This window comes from Calothrix sp. FACHB-168, assembly GCF_963889195.1.
Classification (GTDB): Bacteria; Cyanobacteriota; Cyanobacteriia; order Cyanobacteriales; family Nostocaceae; genus Aulosira; species Aulosira anomala_A.
Genome location: NZ_CAWPNJ010000019.1, coordinates 36505 through 52388, shown reverse-complemented (window position 1 = coordinate 52388; position 15884 = coordinate 36505). Strand labels below are relative to the sequence as shown.

At 31.9% G+C, this 15884-nt stretch carries 12 protein-coding genes; 9 read left to right on the top strand and 3 right to left on the bottom strand.

Annotated features, from left to right (window positions below; all coding sequences use genetic code 11):
* Positions 1 to 55 precede the first annotated feature (55 nt).
* Entirely contained in the window at positions 56 to 1633 is a 1578-nt protein-coding gene (locus tag AACW45_RS10980; protein WP_190627612.1) for a phage portal protein family protein, read from the top strand.
* A gap of 27 nt (positions 1634 to 1660) precedes the next feature.
* Here AACW45_RS10980 and AACW45_RS10975 read toward each other — a convergent pair whose 3' ends face one another.
* Genes AACW45_RS10975 through dps form a run of 3 tightly spaced genes read right to left on the bottom strand, consistent with a single transcriptional unit; the run spans position 1661 to position 3484 of the window.
* Complete coding sequence (locus tag AACW45_RS10975) at positions 1661 to 2080, bottom strand: hypothetical protein (RefSeq protein WP_190627610.1); 420 nt, start codon at positions 2078 to 2080, stop codon at positions 1661 to 1663.
* Positions 2077 to 3012 carry a hypothetical protein gene (locus tag AACW45_RS10970; RefSeq protein ID WP_190627608.1) on the bottom strand — a complete coding sequence of 312 codons (936 nt, stop codon included), beginning with the start codon at positions 3010 to 3012 and terminating at the stop codon, positions 2077 to 2079. Before AACW45_RS10970 ends, AACW45_RS10975 begins: the two co-directional genes overlap by 4 nt.
* A complete protein-coding gene (dps, locus tag AACW45_RS10965; protein ID WP_190627607.1) occupies positions 3005 to 3484 on the bottom strand; it encodes a DNA starvation/stationary phase protection protein Dps in 480 nt (159 codons plus the stop codon). The genes AACW45_RS10970 and dps overlap by 8 nt, the downstream gene beginning before the upstream one ends.
* A gap of 133 nt (positions 3485 to 3617) precedes the next feature.
* Between dps and AACW45_RS10960 the strand changes: the two genes are divergently transcribed.
* The 8 genes from AACW45_RS10960 (at position 3618) to AACW45_RS10925 (ending at position 15882) form a co-directional block, all read left to right on the top strand.
* The gene (locus AACW45_RS10960) at positions 3618 to 5162 is read left to right on the top strand and encodes a hypothetical protein (RefSeq protein WP_190627606.1); all 1545 of its coding nucleotides are present in this window, start codon (positions 3618 to 3620) and stop codon (positions 5160 to 5162) included.
* 24 nt (positions 5163 to 5186) lie between these two features.
* Complete coding sequence (locus AACW45_RS10955) at positions 5187 to 6500, top strand: major capsid protein (protein ID WP_190627604.1); 1314 nt, start codon at positions 5187 to 5189, stop codon at positions 6498 to 6500.
* Positions 6501 to 6617: 117 nt separating this feature from the next.
* Positions 6618 to 7709 (top strand): hypothetical protein, encoded by a 1092-nt coding sequence (locus AACW45_RS10950; RefSeq protein ID WP_190627602.1) that lies wholly within the window; start codon positions 6618 to 6620, stop codon positions 7707 to 7709.
* A gap of 9 nt (positions 7710 to 7718) precedes the next feature.
* Positions 7719 to 8240 (top strand): hypothetical protein, encoded by a 522-nt coding sequence (locus tag AACW45_RS10945; protein WP_190627600.1) that lies wholly within the window; start codon positions 7719 to 7721, stop codon positions 8238 to 8240.
* A gap of 12 nt (positions 8241 to 8252) precedes the next feature.
* Complete coding sequence (locus AACW45_RS10940; protein WP_190627598.1) at positions 8253 to 10445, top strand: hypothetical protein; 2193 nt, start codon at positions 8253 to 8255, stop codon at positions 10443 to 10445.
* A complete protein-coding gene (locus AACW45_RS10935) occupies positions 10435 to 11202 on the top strand; it encodes a hypothetical protein (protein WP_190627596.1) in 768 nt (255 codons plus the stop codon). The genes AACW45_RS10940 and AACW45_RS10935 overlap by 11 nt, the downstream gene beginning before the upstream one ends.
* The gene (locus AACW45_RS10930) at positions 11199 to 12173 is read left to right on the top strand and encodes a hypothetical protein (protein WP_190627594.1); all 975 of its coding nucleotides are present in this window, start codon (positions 11199 to 11201) and stop codon (positions 12171 to 12173) included. Before AACW45_RS10935 ends, AACW45_RS10930 begins: the two co-directional genes overlap by 4 nt.
* A complete protein-coding gene (locus AACW45_RS10925; RefSeq protein ID WP_190627593.1) occupies positions 12166 to 15882 on the top strand; it encodes a hypothetical protein in 3717 nt (1238 codons plus the stop codon). The genes AACW45_RS10930 and AACW45_RS10925 overlap by 8 nt, the downstream gene beginning before the upstream one ends.
* The last annotated feature ends 2 nt before the right edge of the window (positions 15883 to 15884 follow it).

Genomic DNA, 15884 nt, shown 5'->3' with positions numbered 1-15884 from the left:
CTTATCTATGTAAAGTTAGATAAGTACTTATTAATTTATATATTTATTTATCTAAATGGCTGATTTACATCCTACAGAAGGCAATATATCAGTAATTCCTACAGATCCCCCATCTAATACTACTGCAATATTTAGAAAGCAGCCTTTAGTATATAGTCAGTTAGGAAGAGCAACTTCATATAATTCTAATGGTGAGGAGTTTTCTTTTAGTACCAAGCCTTCCTATTATCAACTTGCTGCTTGGGATTCAGTTAGAAGAAAAGAACCTATTATTAAACAAGGTTTAGAATATATTATTCAAGCTTTAATAGCTCGAATTGGTTCCTATTCACATCCTGATCCTGAAATAGATGACTTTGTACAAGCTAATATTCAAGATAATATTAAGAAGTGGATTATAGAAATAGCTACTCCTTCTTTATGGTGTGGTTATGGAGTATCAGAAATAAATTGGCAGAAGAAGATAGGCCCTAATGAAACTCCTCAGGTATGGGTAGATAGTCTAATTAATTATCATCCACTGCAAGTATATTTACACTTAAATGATTTCGGTGTAGTTAAAGATGGAGATAAGGTAACACATAGTCCCTTCAAATCTGGTGTATGGGTACCAGCTCCTTATCCTTTACTCAATAGTAGATATTACTCCTCTAAAAGAGAGATCTTAGGTAACCTAGTCAGACTACCTAAAAGTAAAAGAGTATATATAACTCTTAATGGAGAAGGAAATAATCCATATGGAAAGTCTATTCTAGAACCCGTGCTTCCTTATCATTATTTTAAAGAAGCTTATAGAGATATGTTAACTGTAGCTCTTGATAGATATGGCACTCCTCTTATATATGTTGTCGTACCTCCAGTAGATACTAGAGAAACAGTAGAGGAGCCAGATGGAACTATAAGACCTAAGACTCTACATGAAGTTACAACAGAAGAGATGCAGAATCTATCTGGTGAAACTGCATTAGTGTTCACACAGATAAGTAAAGATCAACCTATTAAAGTAGAAGCCATTACTACTGGAAACAATTTCTCTGATAGTTTCAATCAAGCTATAGAACTTTGTGATAATAATATGATGATGGGATTGGGAATACCTAATCTTCTTATGAGAGATAATTCTAATAGATTAGGAAGTGGAGGCGCATCTGAAAGACAGTTAGAATTATTTAATACATTTGTATCTTCTCTATTTGATAGCATAGTTCAGCCTTTTACTAATCAGCTATGCGCACAGTTAATTCAATATAATTTTGATCCTAGAAGAAACCCAAAAGCCTATTTAAGTGGATCTATACAAAAGAGACCGACTAGAAATAGTGAACTGAAGACTCTTATAGAAGCTATTGATTCGTTATCTAATCTAGGGTTTATTAATCCTTCTAATGAAATAGATTTCAAACATGTTAGAGAGTTAGTTGAATTCCCAGATAGAGAAATTGATAAAGATGACTTTACTGTTATCTTCCCAGATAGAAGACAAGAACGTATTAATATCAATCAGAATACTAATATTGATGGAGATAGTTCTAATTCTTCTACCGCTTCTAAAGCTAAGAAAGATTCTAAAGTTATGCCCTCTATACCTAAGGCATCACCTATTAAAGATAAGAAAAAAGTAACAAGTAAATAAAATAGGCGGCTAATCTAGCCGCCTATTTTAATATCCTTTATCTAATCTATATTCATTTCCTCTAGCTCTATAATTGAGCATCCAATCTCTTAATATTAAATGACTACATCTACTAGATGGATTATAACTATTACCTTTACAAGTACAACTATTTCCATCTATTTGATATTCTTCTCCTTCAGGATTAACTACTATCCATCCTCCTTCTATAGGAAATATTAAGTAGCCTCTCATTATCATTAGAGCCGCTACATTAGATTCATATACAGTTTCTAATGGGCCCCAAGCTATCTTATCTAGATCAATAGATACTGATCTATCTCTCGTTAACTTAGCTATCTTAAATCTTAATTTACCTTCTTCTTTATCTATCTCTGGCTCACTAACATTCTTTTCTAATATTTCTAGTAGAGCTTTAGTAGATAATATTCTCTCTAATGATTTCATGCCGCCTCTCTTTTAACTATTAACTCTTTTAGTAATCTAGGAAATTGAGGTAAGATTCTCTCTCTAGCAAACCATAAAGAATCTTTTTTCTTCATCTCTTCTTCAATAGATAAATATATAGCTTTAGCAAAATCATTTACTTTTAAGAATCCTATATTTGACATCTCATCTATTAATCTCTTAGCTTCTTCTTGTATCCCTATAGGACTAAGAAATACTAACTTTACTTCTTTACCAAAGTGGCTCCTAGCTAGATTCATATATCCTTTCTCCCCTAAAGAAGTAGATACATCTTCTATTGTTAGAAGTCCTTTCTTTAATTCATATATAACTACTCTCTTATCTGATATATGAACTAAATCATATCTTCTTGTTCTAGCTAGATTGTTAGTCTTATTCTTTAGAAGATTATCAATTACATATTCTCTTCTTAAATTAAGATTAGAGTAAGAAGCTAGTTTTACTAACTCTTCTTGAATATCAAATTCACTAGCCCAACTAGTCTTTCCTCCATTAACTAATTTAAGTTTAGGCTTTTGAACTTTAGAAGTTTTACCAGCCGCATTATTTACTATCTTAGTTAAATAATCATAAGCATGTAACCAATCACCTATCCATAAGCTATTTAAATTAGCACCTAAATTAACCTTATGAATATCTTTATATATCTTTTTAAATGATTTGAGATTATCTCCTTTCAATAACATTCCTTTACCTTGAAGTTTATTAGATTTACTCCAATTCCTTCTATAGTTTTCATAACTCAGTTCTTTACTAGTACTAAGGGTGTGCATAATAAAATAGGCCCCCTTACCTAATTTAGAAGGAACCCATTTAAGATTATATTTATCTACTAGAAGCTGTAGTTTGTTGATTAAGGTTATATCAGCAGTAGGATTCTCAGAAAGAATAGAATTAATTAGTTTAAGCATTAGATAAGTGAGACTCTATAAAATACAACATTTTGTCTAACGAATATGCTAATTCTAGCAAAAAGTTAGCTGTTGTTATATCTCCACTAGAATCTAATGCGCCGCTATATTCTCTTAATAGAGAAGTAATCTTAACTATATTAATAGCTAGACTTTTTAAGTAACTAGCTCCATTAAACTGTTCGATAGATAACTCACTTAGAGTACTACTAGAAGCTGCCATCTTTATAGTTCCATAAGCTATTCCCCCTAAAGCTACTAATCTTTCAGCAATACTATCTACATGCCCATCCACTTCCCCTGCTAAGTCATCAAACATCTTATGTAAAGATATAAAGTTCATACCTTTTACATTCCAATGAGCAGTTTTAAATTGAGAATAAAGATCAGCCATAAGAGCTAGTAAATAGTTTAATTTATCAACTGCATCACTTCTTATACCTTGTGGAATATCTATTATTGTTGGATTCATATCTAATATCTATATTGAAATATTTCAATATAGATATTAGATAATCTACTCATAAACTAAATAGGCAATCCTTCCTACCACTTACTATTGCATATATAGATATTATTTAGATTGATAATATCAAAAGCAATATATGGATACAGATATATCTAAAGAAGAATTACTTGAAGATAGCATAGATCAGGTAATATCTCAGACTGGTTCTTTCTCTCAAGAAGAAGCTCTATATACTAATGAGTCTCCTCTCTATCTATCTAATAGAAGTATTAAATGTGAAACATGTAGCTATTACTACGAGAATGCTTGTTCAGTAGTAGAAGGTTCTATCAGTCCTCAAGGTTATTGTAGATTATGGATTAAGAAGGAGATAGAAGATATTTCTCCTAAAGAAGAAGTATATGAAGATATATTAGAAAGCCGCCTTTACTTTTCACAAGGTATGTTAAAGATACCTATTGCTAAGAAAGGAAATTTCTACCATGAGAAATATGGACAAGTTAAGTTTGATGACTATGAATTCAATTCAGTACTATCTAACTTTGAGAATGACGCTTTAGGTTTTACTTCTTATATTACTTATGGTCACTCTACTGATCCTGAATATGAAGCGGTAGACGCTGAACTTAAGAAAGGTGAACTACAAAAGTTATCTATAGAAGATAATATTCTATATGGTTTATATTCTTGTCCTGAAGATACTTATAAATTAGTTCTTAATGGAGAGTATGAATATGTATCTCCTGAACTTATAAGGAATTTTAAAAGTAAAGAAACTGGTGAGAATTTAGGAGTTGTATTAACTAGAGTTGCTTTAACTAATTCTCCTTTTATTCCTTTTAGGGATTTAAAAGTTCAAGCATTATCTGTTAATGCTTCTGAAGAAATAGATAATAGTAAGCAGAATGACTGCCCACAAAGCAGATCTGTATTCATGATTAAACTATCAATAGATGATACTAATTTAACTAGTTCAGATATTGAAATGTCACAACAAAACAATAATGTAGAAACTGTTACTGAAGCTGTTAATGCTGTACTAGAAGCTACAGGTAATACAGTTACAGGAATAGCTCCTACAGCAACTATTCCAACTCCAATTTTAGAACAACCTATTCAGCCTGCTATTGTTACTACTTCTTCGACATCTGTAGTTGAAGAGCCCCAAGCTAAGTTAGATGTAGCAGCTCTTATTAAACAGGTTACAGATAATCTTTCTATTGCTTACGAAAAGCAACTAGAAGCTATGAAGGCTCAGAATAGTCAACTTATTGAAGGTCTTAATAGTAAGATAGCTGATTTAAGTAATGCTTTAAATAAGCAGCAAGAAATCTCTCAAGCATTCTCTACTTCTGTAGCTAAAGCAGAAAGAACTGCTAGATACTCAAAGCTAGTAGATCAAGGAATGCCAGCTTCTTTTATTGAAAGATTTAGTCAAATTGAATCTGCTTTAGATAGTAATAGTAATGTTATTAAACTATCTACTGCTGCGGGTAACGAAGAATCTAAATCAGTATTGGAAGTAATCACTTCATTAGTAATGGATGCTATTAAAACTGAGCCTGTTACTTATGAACAGTTTGGTCAATCTATCAGCTCTCCAACTGGTTTAGAAGCCAGCATGAAAGAGATTATTCAATCTAATAAAGACAAAGCTACTAAATTAAAGCTGGGTCAATAATACTTTTAAGGTAATTAATTTATAATGAATCCTATTTTAGCGACTCCTAATTTTGGCCCTTATGTTAGTGAACAGATTACTGTTGCTAACCATTCGTTGCCTGGAGAACCTACGTTTACTGAACTAGCTAAATCTATAGTTCCTTTAGTAGGTAATACTCCTCTAACAGAATTGTTTCCAGAAGAAAATATTCTAGAGAGACATGTAGTTATAGAACAGAATTTCCAAGGTATTGATACCATTTTCCCAATGGTAGAAATGGGTAAGCCTGACGTTATTCTTTCTGATAACGAAGGTACGATGACTCGTAGAGTTGTTCAACCTCTTTATATTAGACGTTCTACTTTTATCTCTTATGGAGAAATTAATAGTAGAGTTAGACCTGGTACCTTAAATGAAAGATGGTCTCCAGCAGAACAGATTCAAACTAAGATGACAAGAATGGTTAATCAACATAACCAGACTTGGAATATCTATAGAGCTATGATGTTACTAGGTGGTATTAACTATACTGATCCTCGTACTCAAGTAGGCGCTGCTGTATCTAGTAGAATACCTGCTCATAACATGTGGGCTTATAATGTTACTTCAGGTTTTAGAGGTAGAGCAGAACATTCTCTATTTAGAACTCTAGTAGATGCTAACGTTGCTGATCCAGCAGCTAGTGGTGCCGGAGTTCCTTGGACAGAACCAGATGCAGCTATTATTGATTGTGTTACTAGATTCTCTAATTGGTTTAGAGATACTAATAAAGTTAAGCTAACTGCCATGTATATGGGCCCAGAGCTTAGAGATATTATCTCAATGAACAATGAGATTAAGATAGCTATGGGTGGATGGATTCCTCGTTTTGGTGTAACTGCTGGTCAGAATACTACTGCTGCTGGTGTGGGTCTATTAGTTCCTAATGGTGGAGTGCCAATGCGTAATGGTTCTATCACACTTGATGGTGAAGGTAAATTAGCCACTATTGCAGGTATTCCTATTCGTATAGTAGATACTATCTATAAAGATCCTACTGATGGTCTTGTTAAGAGAATTTGGCCTAAGAATAAAATTGTCTTTGTAGCAGAACAAGATAGTCAAGGTGCTAGTGAAGCTCCAGGTAGAACACAATATTGTGTATCTGAAGAATCTGGTGGAGCTCCTGGTCTGTGGACTAGAGTACAAACTGAAACACAAATCCCTGCTGCTCCTGGTATGTATGTACAAATGGGTAATGCAGGTATGCCATATCTCAAGTATCCAGATAGAGTTGCTCATATGACAGTATGTACTGTTGATCAAATTGAACAACGTCTTGGTGTACTTGGAGATCTTTTCCACTTACTTTTCTAATTATATATATACTATATTGATTCAATTTTATATATCTCAGTTAATTGTTATATCTGCGATTAACTGAGAGTTGAATCTTATATTAATCAAAATTTATACAGGAATTAATAATTAACAATGGGTTTACTTTTCTTAAACCAAATATTTCCCGGAGCTAGAACTCAAGGTGGAGATAAAACTTACGCTCAATGCTACCTAAAGAAATCTCCAACATATACTATTACTGATGATCTTATTGAATTTGATGGGGGTTTGCTTGAAGTAGAAGGTACTGATTATAGTTTCACAGGTAAATCAATTGACTTTAGTACTTTATCTTCTTTAGTTGCTCAAGGTCAATCTTTTATTATTGGTGCAGTACCTAAATATCTAGAACCTTCTAGTCGTTCTGCTGCTGAAGCTGCGGGTAATTCTTATTATGTAGCTGCTGATCCACAAACTGCTGAAGCTATTGCTCATACTTTCTTTCCTAGTGATGTAGAACAAGGTGTATTAGCTAAAGGTGGCTTACAAGCTTTATCTAAAAAAGTTTATAACGGCACTGCTACTACTGATGAAATCACAATCTTCAATGCTTATTATGAAGCAGAACGTAGACAGTGGGATCCATTATATCAACTACAACCTTTTGCACCTATTGGATTTGATCTAGTTCTAGCAGAAGTAGCTACAGTAGATAACTCTCCTAAGAGAAATGCTCTCTCAGTAATGTCTAGAGATCAGTTTTTAGATTTCAAGTCTAAAGTTGGTCTAATTCCAGCACAGAGAAGAGTATATGCTATAGCTGCGGCTAACACAGCTTTTATGCCTAGCAGAAAGTATCTATTAAAATCTGCTAAGAATTATGCTAGCCAATCAGATGCTATTGCAGATATTAATGGTACAGTTGTTGATTTAACAACTGCTAGTACGTTTACTGCTTCAGGTAAAACTCATGTAGCTGTATTTGAGTATGAATATGCTTCTAATATGCCTATTGGTCAAGTAGTAAAGAACTATGGTGTTACTAGATATCTTACTAAGAAAGATGCAGCTTCTTTAGGTCGTATTGATCCTATATATATGAGTCCTGCTCCTTTTACTTTAAGATTTGGTAATCAATTACCTGTTAGTAAACTAACACGTTATGGTGATCCAGAACCTTTAGTAAAGTTGACATTAGGGGCTAGTTTAGCTGTAGAATCAGTAGTTGAAATGTTTGCTAAATAATTTAGATTTATGAAAGTCAGAGTATTGGTATTAGCTCCTTTTAGATATGTATATGGTAGTAAGAATCATTTTGTTACTACTGGTGAAGACTTCTATTTAGATACAGATAAAGAAGAAGAATATAAAGAATTACTTTTTCTATCTTCTTCCTTCAATGATTATTCTCAAATGGTACATATAGAAAAGGAAGTACTAGCTCAACTATCTCTAAATACTAATAAAGGGGAAGCTATTCCAGATTTGAATTATACTCAGCCTCCAGTTATTATTGGAGAAGAAATGATATTAGAATCTAAGGGGGAAGTTCCCCTTTTAGATTCTAATGTTAGTCATTTAGTAGCTAGTATATTAGAACAAGAGAATAAACCTTCAACTCCTTTAAGAGACGAAAGAGAAAGAGAGTTATTAGGAAAGATTAGAAAAGATTTAGAAGTTATTTGTAAATCTTATAATATTACATATAGTACTAAATCTAAAGTCATCCAAGACATTCTGGATCAAGAATATACAATTCAGAAAACTGCCGAATAAAATAAAACTAATATGTCTAATTTTGGTGGAGCTAGTCCCGGAGAAGGATTCTTCTCTGGGAATTCTATTATTAAAGAGTTCCTTGAAGTAAATCAGATAGATTTTACTGATATGGTAATCTCTTATTCCTCTTTAATAAAACCTTACGAGAGGAAACCAACTGAAGTTATTAGAGTAGCTCAAGTACAGGTATATCCTAGAATAGGTCTTATATTAGCTGCCTCTAAAAACTTAGATAATACTTTCTTATTTAACAACAATCCAGTAGGACAATTAACTTCTGGTACTGGATATACTGCTCCTGGATATTCCACTAATGAAAGTAACTTCTCTGAGTTAATTCAGAACGTAGTTAACTTTATGACTTTAGGAACCAGTCCTTTCAGTGAAGGTATAACTAGTATAGCTGCTGCTCTAACGGCTTCTATCCTTATAAGACAATTACCTATTAATTCAGATATTAAGAATATAGATCTAGGTAATAAGATAGAAGAACAAGCTATTGTTGATTTAGATAGGATAATTAAACTATATGAGACTGGTAGAAAAGTAGAATCTTCTTCTATTACATTACCTAGTGCTAATAATTCTAATGAAACTATTTATATAGCTTTAGATATAGATAAAACTACTCTTCCTGAAAGTTTATTTAATCAGGTTCCTATTAAAGAACCTTTAAGACTAGAAGATTTAGATGTAGAGATGACTGTTAGAACTCTAAGTAGTCTATCTATACCATCTACTAAGATAGCATTAGGTTGGTATTATATATCTTCAATGGAAGGAGAACCTTTAATAATAGCTGATGCTGAACAACTTACACAGGCAGTAACTCAGATACATCCTACCTTACAAGTGAATCCTCCTATTGAAGGTTCTTTCTTTATTAGAGATGGATGGACTGCTGATGAAGTTATAGATACACTAGCAGATACTTTTAATACTGCTTGTTTGGAGAATAATTCCTTAACTGGCGGCGCATTAACTAATATCCTAGCCTCTCCTAATAAAGGAAGTGCTTCTTTAGCAAATATAGTACTAGTTAAAAAGAAGTTATATGAAATAGATAATGATGAACATGAAAGAAAGGTATTAGCCTTTAGAATGGTTCAGCAAGTTAACTCATTAACATTCAATGCTAGAAGACACAGCAATATTGTTAGTAGAGAATTAATAATACTAAAGTTCTATACTATAGATAAGATTGAATATGCTAAAGCGGTCAAACCTAATCTTATAACTTCTATTGCTTATAAAGGTAACTGGGATAATATTACTGCTTATGTTGCTGGTGATATAGTAGATGCGGCTGGTATCTCTTATATATGTGTTGCTGATAATACTGGTCAATCTTTAACTAATACAATCTATTGGGATAGTTTATATTCTGATTCTTCTGATTTTATTAATCCCTCTATTAGAAACAATACTAGTTACTCCATACCTTATATAGATGGTCTAGTATATGGACTTAATCCTTCTTATTCTTATCTAGATAAAAGGGGGCCTAAGTCTATTACTCTATTAGTTCAGAATGGAGATGTTAAAGCTCTTCTTAAGAATGTATCTAGTAGTTCTACTAGTACTGCTAAACAAGACTATATCTTAGATACCTTCTGGTTTAGATTAGCTGATGGTTATACTTCAGTTAGTGGGGAATTAAGACTTAGATTAAGTTCTTTTGATCCTAAATTATTTCCTCAAACTAAGAAATATCTAAATAATGATAATAGTTTATCTATAAACCTTAACTCATTATCAGTAGAAGATTCTCTGATAGAGATACTTAAAGCTATATATCCTATATCTCAATATACTGATGTATTAGCAGGATTAGTTTCTACTTTAATTCAGGATAGTAAGATATGTTATGGTTTACAATTTACGGCTTTTAAGAAAACTAAACTAGAAATAAAAGAAGTAATAGATATTCTTACAGAGATACCAGGATTAGAGATAGCTACTGGTAGATCTCTAGCTATAAAAACTGAATTTAGAGTTAAGCCCCGATCTTTAATTATTGATGCAACTTCTATGTCTGATTCTTCTTTAAGTAACTCTTCTACTTATATAGTAGATAATAAAGATTATGGTGTAGCCCGTTCTGTAAAGTCATCCCACTCTCCTAGAATACAGAATGTATACGATAAAATAGACTTTTTAAGAAGGGTTAATAATAGAGAGAACCCTAATCATGCTTTATAAATCTGTAGTTCCTTCGTTATCTCAATTATCTTATTCAATATTTAAATTCTTATCGAATCATCCTTTATTAATTGCTCCTTTAGTTCTTCATCCTATATCTAAAGAAGTTATACCTATATCTAATTTTAGATTTATGTCAGGTATTCCTTTAAATGAAGGATTAACTTGTTCTATATTTCCTGGATTTGCTCAAGTAACTGAAGATGGTAACTTCCCTTTACCTAGTGCAGTTAACCCTTCAGTTTTATATAAAGCTTATAATATGGGACGTAATATAGAAGAGGCTATGTATCATTTCATAGTCTCTTATTCTTATAGGGAAGTCTCTATTGATGGGTTAGATATAAGTGATGATAGAGATTTAATTACTATACCTAAAGAAGTAGTAATGAGTCCTTTAGATTATTACTCAACTAGTCCTCAAACTACTCAAGTAGAACTTTCTATTAATCCTCCTTTTGATATTATCAGTGACTATTTAGAATTAACTAGATTAGCTCTATATGATATATCTCACCATAAGAAATTTCCTCTTAATCCTGAATTCCCAGGACAGTTAGAAGGATTAGATATTATTCATACTAACTACTCTAGTTTTAAATGGAGTACTGGGGCTAATTCATATTTCCATATGGGACATATTCTATTCAGAATAAATGCTTATATAGATATGGGTTGGAGAGATAGATTTATTCCTCTAATAGAAGAGATAAACACTTCTATTGAATTAGTAGATGGAGAAGATATAAAAGCATGAAAAGGTTTCTATTCTTTCCAGCTCCTCCTTTAGAGTTTAATGTAATACCTGAGCAGATATATTATGTTTGTTTTAATCAGCCTTTACTTATAACTGTAGCTACTTCTTCTTCTTCTATAGGATTTGAATGGACTCAAGTTAGCGGCCCCTCTATAACTATAGAGAACCCAAATTCTATTACTCCTACAATAGTATTTCCTAATAACTTTGTAGCTGGTAATCAACCAATAGTACTAAGAATAACTTCTAGCTTTGATAGCTCTAAGTTTAAAGACTTAACTCTTAATACCTCTTTGTTCTCAACCTTACCTCTTTCTATTAGTAGGGTATCTGAGAACTATGTAGCTGATGATTTATTACCCCTTGATATTAAAGCAGGTGTATTAGGGCCTTTAGGAATAGAGAATAGTTACTATTTAAGTAATCTAACTCCTGAAGCAATACTAAGTTGGGATTATTCTAGTTTTAATATTAGTAAGGTATATAAAGCTGAACTATATATAAATACTACTGGTAACTATACTCTTGTTGATCAGGTATTAGCTAGTGAAACATCAGCTATATCTACTATTCAGGGGTATAATCATTTATTAGCTATTTATTATAAAGATGAGTTAGGTAATGTAGAAGTAAAGAGAACTAAACCCTTTTACTTTAAATCTAATTCTAACTTTGGTGTTGTAGAAGAGTTTATATCTAATAGTATTTCTTATGGTTCTAGTAATACTAAAAGCAATATTTCTTATTCTTTTAACTCACCAATTATTAATCAACAAGTAACTAGTTACTTAGTTAATCATTTTAGTTATGGCTCATCAAATAGTATAAATAATGTTTCATACTCTTTTAATGCTCCTTTAATTTATCAAGAAGGAACTAGCTATTTATTAACTAATACTAGTTATGGTTCTACAAACACTATAACTAATCAGCCATATCAATTTAATGCTGGAGGATATCAGATTGGATAATCTTTTACAAGGTGAATTTGAAATATCTATTAAAGATGAGAACACTTTAGTAGAAAGATTTAATAAGAGATATAAGAATAATATTACTAATAGTTTTATTAATAGAATAGTTAACTATTCAGATAGTATTTCCTTCCCTACTCTTATAGAAGAGAGAGGCAGTATATTTCTTAGTAATATTTCTATTTCTACTAATACTATTGATTATGGTAGATCAATATTATTCTTAGATGGATTCATTGCTACTGCAATAACTAATGTCGCTAATGCTGGCCCTTATATATCTATTATCCCATCTACTGCTAATACAGATTACATTATTGAAATAAGACAGAGATTAGGTTCTACTGAATCTTTATATGGGGTAGGTAATGGTTACTCTAGAACATTTAAAACTATAGCTTTAACTAAACTATCTTCTTCTATAGACCATTGTGGTAGTCAAGCTAACTATCCTGCTAACTCTTTATCTACTCAAGCTATGGCTTATGTAGTACTAGATACTCCATGTACACAGAATGCTACAGAAATAATAGATTTTGTATATAGATTAAGAGTGCCTTTTGATTCTGTATTTCTAGATTATGCTAAAGATGTAGGAGATACTATAACTAGTAATACTCCTTTTACTAACCATAACACTGGAGGTAGTACTCCTACTAATAGATCTCCTAATGGAAGATTATATGTAGGTACTCATATGCCTAGTCTATCTAATATTCCTAGTAGTAATTACACTAGACCTACTTTTTATAATCGTGGGACACATTTCCAAGCTAGTGCTAGTTCCTCATCCAGTACTATAGATAAATTACTTAGAAAAGTTACTTTTACTAGTACATTATTAAGTACTAATACAAGCTTTTTAGGGAGAATAGTTAGAAGTATTTATACGGGTCAGTATTCAAATAGTTATTCTGCCAGAAACATTACATTTAATTCTGTATTTAAATCCCTTTTTTCTCACTCAGCTAACGCTACTCTACCTTTTCAGGATGCTAATAATTTAGCTACTGGTTCTATTAAGCCTAATTTAGACGGTACTTGGTCAGGATTAAATGGTAATTCTTTTCCTGAACTTTATATGTTTAAGTTAATTACTGGAGGGGTAATAGGAACTTCTACTTATAAGATATATAAAAGAAAGACTACAGGGTTTAATGGTAATGTTTATAATCAAGTAGCTTCTTATTTAGGAAGTATGCCTGTTCAAGCAGATAACTCTATTTATTTACCTCACAATAATTTTCATTTAGAACCTAATGGTAAATGTAGATTTGTTAAATATTCAGAGAGGAAGATTCTTTGTTGGGATAAGAATGGTATTACTTTATTCCAAGTTCTAAATGGAGAGTATAAATCCTACGACACTAATAACTTTGATTTAGATGCAATAGATATTAGGCAATGTACTGTAGATACAACTACAGGTATTGTTTATATAGCTTGCGCTTCTACTGGATTATGGAGTGTAGATCCTGATAATGATACAGTTACTCAGATTAAGAATCTACCCTGTCATGGTGTAGATTATGGAACTAAAGTTTATGCTCTTTTTAATAACTCAGGAAGTGCAGAGTTATATAACTCTGATAATTGGAATACTTCTTTAGCATTCACCTTTGCTGCTAGTAATCTATATAGCTCTACTTATGACTCAGTATTCTTTATCAAAGCAGATCCTAATCCTTCTCCTTCTGGTGGATTGGATAGATTAGCATTATGTGGAGTTAGATCTGCTGGAGAGTTAGCTATATGGTGGTGGGCTTCTGATAGTTCAACAGTTAGTGCGGGGCCAGTAAATAATAATTGGATAGATTTTTATGGGGGTATAGCTGCTAACTCTATATGGACAACTAATACTTATAACGCTTTAGCTTTTCAGTTTAGTAATCCTAATATACTGGTATGTTCTGTAGATAGTAGATGGTATATTTCTGTAAGAGTACTCTATCCTTTTTCTGGAACATATGTATATCTCTATTCTTTTAATTTTGCTAGTACTACAGCTCTTACTAACTATATAAGCGGAGGTATAGCTAATACAGGTAATACTACTTATGACGGTCATATATTTCCTCGTCTTATAAACGGGAAGTATGTAGTAGCTAAAAATTATTTAATGGACTCTACTGATGTAACAGTTAATAGTTCTACTCAAGATAGCTTTTTATTAGGAAGTATTAATACAGATAATACTTTATATGGAGGTTCTATTGAATTAGAAAAGGGTGTGTTCTATTCCCCTAATACAGTATTTACTCCATTACCCTCATTTATTACTACAGCAGGTGTAACTACAGCAGCTAATACAGTAGGTGCAATACCTAATCCATTAGCGTGGGATTATTATTCTTGGGATAATATTAATTCTACTTGGGTATTAGATACACCTACATGGAATGGAACTAATTGGGTAGTACCCTCTACTGCTGCTAAACCTACCCATACTACTGTAGATAATCTAATAGGTATAGATGATGGATTAACCTTAGCTTGGGAAGAGTTAGGTAGTTCAGGGGGAGTTATTAATGAATATTATACTCAAGTAGTATGTGAAGGAGAGATTAAGGATATGACTAATAACTTATCTTTCTCTTCTACTTGGTATGGTGCCCCTACAGAAACTATTAATTTAAGTTCTACTAGTATTCCTAATAGCGCCCCTTATAGTTTACTTATACCTGAATCTCCTTATGGGGGTACAAGTCCCATATCTACATTTACTGCTATGGAACATGTAGATACTACTAAAATGTCTTTTTCTATATCTGGTTATAGTAATCCTGCTATTATTAGAACTAATCCTACTGATGTATTAGGGTTAAATGAAGTTCTTATTAATCCAGTAACAGGTACTTTAATCTTTAACTCAGGAGATGCTGGTAAGACTGTAACAGGTAGTTATTTAATAGTTAAAGGTGATACTTCTAGAGCAATACCAACTAATACTCTACCTAATCCACTAAATAAAATTAATAGTCCTACTTTAATATTAAGAGGAGAATTAGGAGTTACTTTAGTAAGTAGTAAAGTATCTGAATGGTTAGATACTTCTTCTGGATACAATAGATTATTCCAGCAAACTAATTCATCTAATAGACCTAGTATGACTGTTAAAGGTTCTATTGATGTAATGAGATTCACTAGAGCCAATGTAGAGTATTTAGACTTAGCTACTGCTAGTAATGGACTCTTTAATTTTGATAAAGGCTTTACTATATTCCTTATATATAAACCTAACAGTGTAGGAATAAATGCATGTATCCTCAATCTATTTAATCCCAAGATTAATGATACTGGAAATAGTGAAAGATATAATACTGGATTATACCTAGAGCAGAATTCTAGTAATCAATTAAGTTTATATTTGAGAGGATATAACTATACATGGTTTAGTCCTCAGATAAGAAGTAGTTCAGCTTTCTTAACTAATAATACTTGGAGTCTTATTTCTTTAACTTATTACAGATCAGATAATACTCTAGTATTTAGGAATAATGGATCTACTTTAACAACTGCTACTGCTGCTTTTAATCCAGAGAATGCGATATTTAATTGTAGAATTGGTGCCCCATTAGAAGCTACTCCTTCTACTAGTAACGCCATTAATGCAGATATAGCTTTCTTAGGGATATATAATCAATTAACTATTCCTGAAGTAAAGTTAGTAGAAGATGAATTAAATAGTATATATACTGTTTATTAGAA

What these genes read in the sequence shown, in the direction of transcription:
- AACW45_RS10970 (WP_190627608.1), bottom strand. Translation starts at nt 3,012, where the DNA reads ATGCTTAAACTAATTAATTCTATTCTTTCTGAGAATCCTACTGCTGAT.
- AACW45_RS10935 (WP_190627596.1), top strand. Translation starts at nt 10,435, where the DNA reads ATGCTTTATAAATCTGTAGTTCCTTCGTTATCTCAATTATCTTATTCA.
- AACW45_RS10975 (WP_190627610.1), bottom strand. Translation starts at nt 2,080, where the DNA reads ATGAAATCATTAGAGAGAATATTATCTACTAAAGCTCTACTAGAAATA.
- AACW45_RS10940 (WP_190627598.1), top strand. Translation starts at nt 8,253, where the DNA reads ATGTCTAATTTTGGTGGAGCTAGTCCCGGAGAAGGATTCTTCTCTGGG.
- AACW45_RS10945 (WP_190627600.1), top strand. Translation starts at nt 7,719, where the DNA reads ATGAAAGTCAGAGTATTGGTATTAGCTCCTTTTAGATATGTATATGGT.
- AACW45_RS10960 (WP_190627606.1), top strand. Translation starts at nt 3,618, where the DNA reads ATGGATACAGATATATCTAAAGAAGAATTACTTGAAGATAGCATAGAT.
- AACW45_RS10980 (WP_190627612.1), top strand. Translation starts at nt 56, where the DNA reads ATGGCTGATTTACATCCTACAGAAGGCAATATATCAGTAATTCCTACA.
- AACW45_RS10950 (WP_190627602.1), top strand. Translation starts at nt 6,618, where the DNA reads ATGGGTTTACTTTTCTTAAACCAAATATTTCCCGGAGCTAGAACTCAA.
- AACW45_RS10955 (WP_190627604.1), top strand. Translation starts at nt 5,187, where the DNA reads ATGAATCCTATTTTAGCGACTCCTAATTTTGGCCCTTATGTTAGTGAA.
- AACW45_RS10930 (WP_190627594.1), top strand. Translation starts at nt 11,199, where the DNA reads ATGAAAAGGTTTCTATTCTTTCCAGCTCCTCCTTTAGAGTTTAATGTA.
- dps (WP_190627607.1), bottom strand. Translation starts at nt 3,484, where the DNA reads ATGAATCCAACAATAATAGATATTCCACAAGGTATAAGAAGTGATGCA.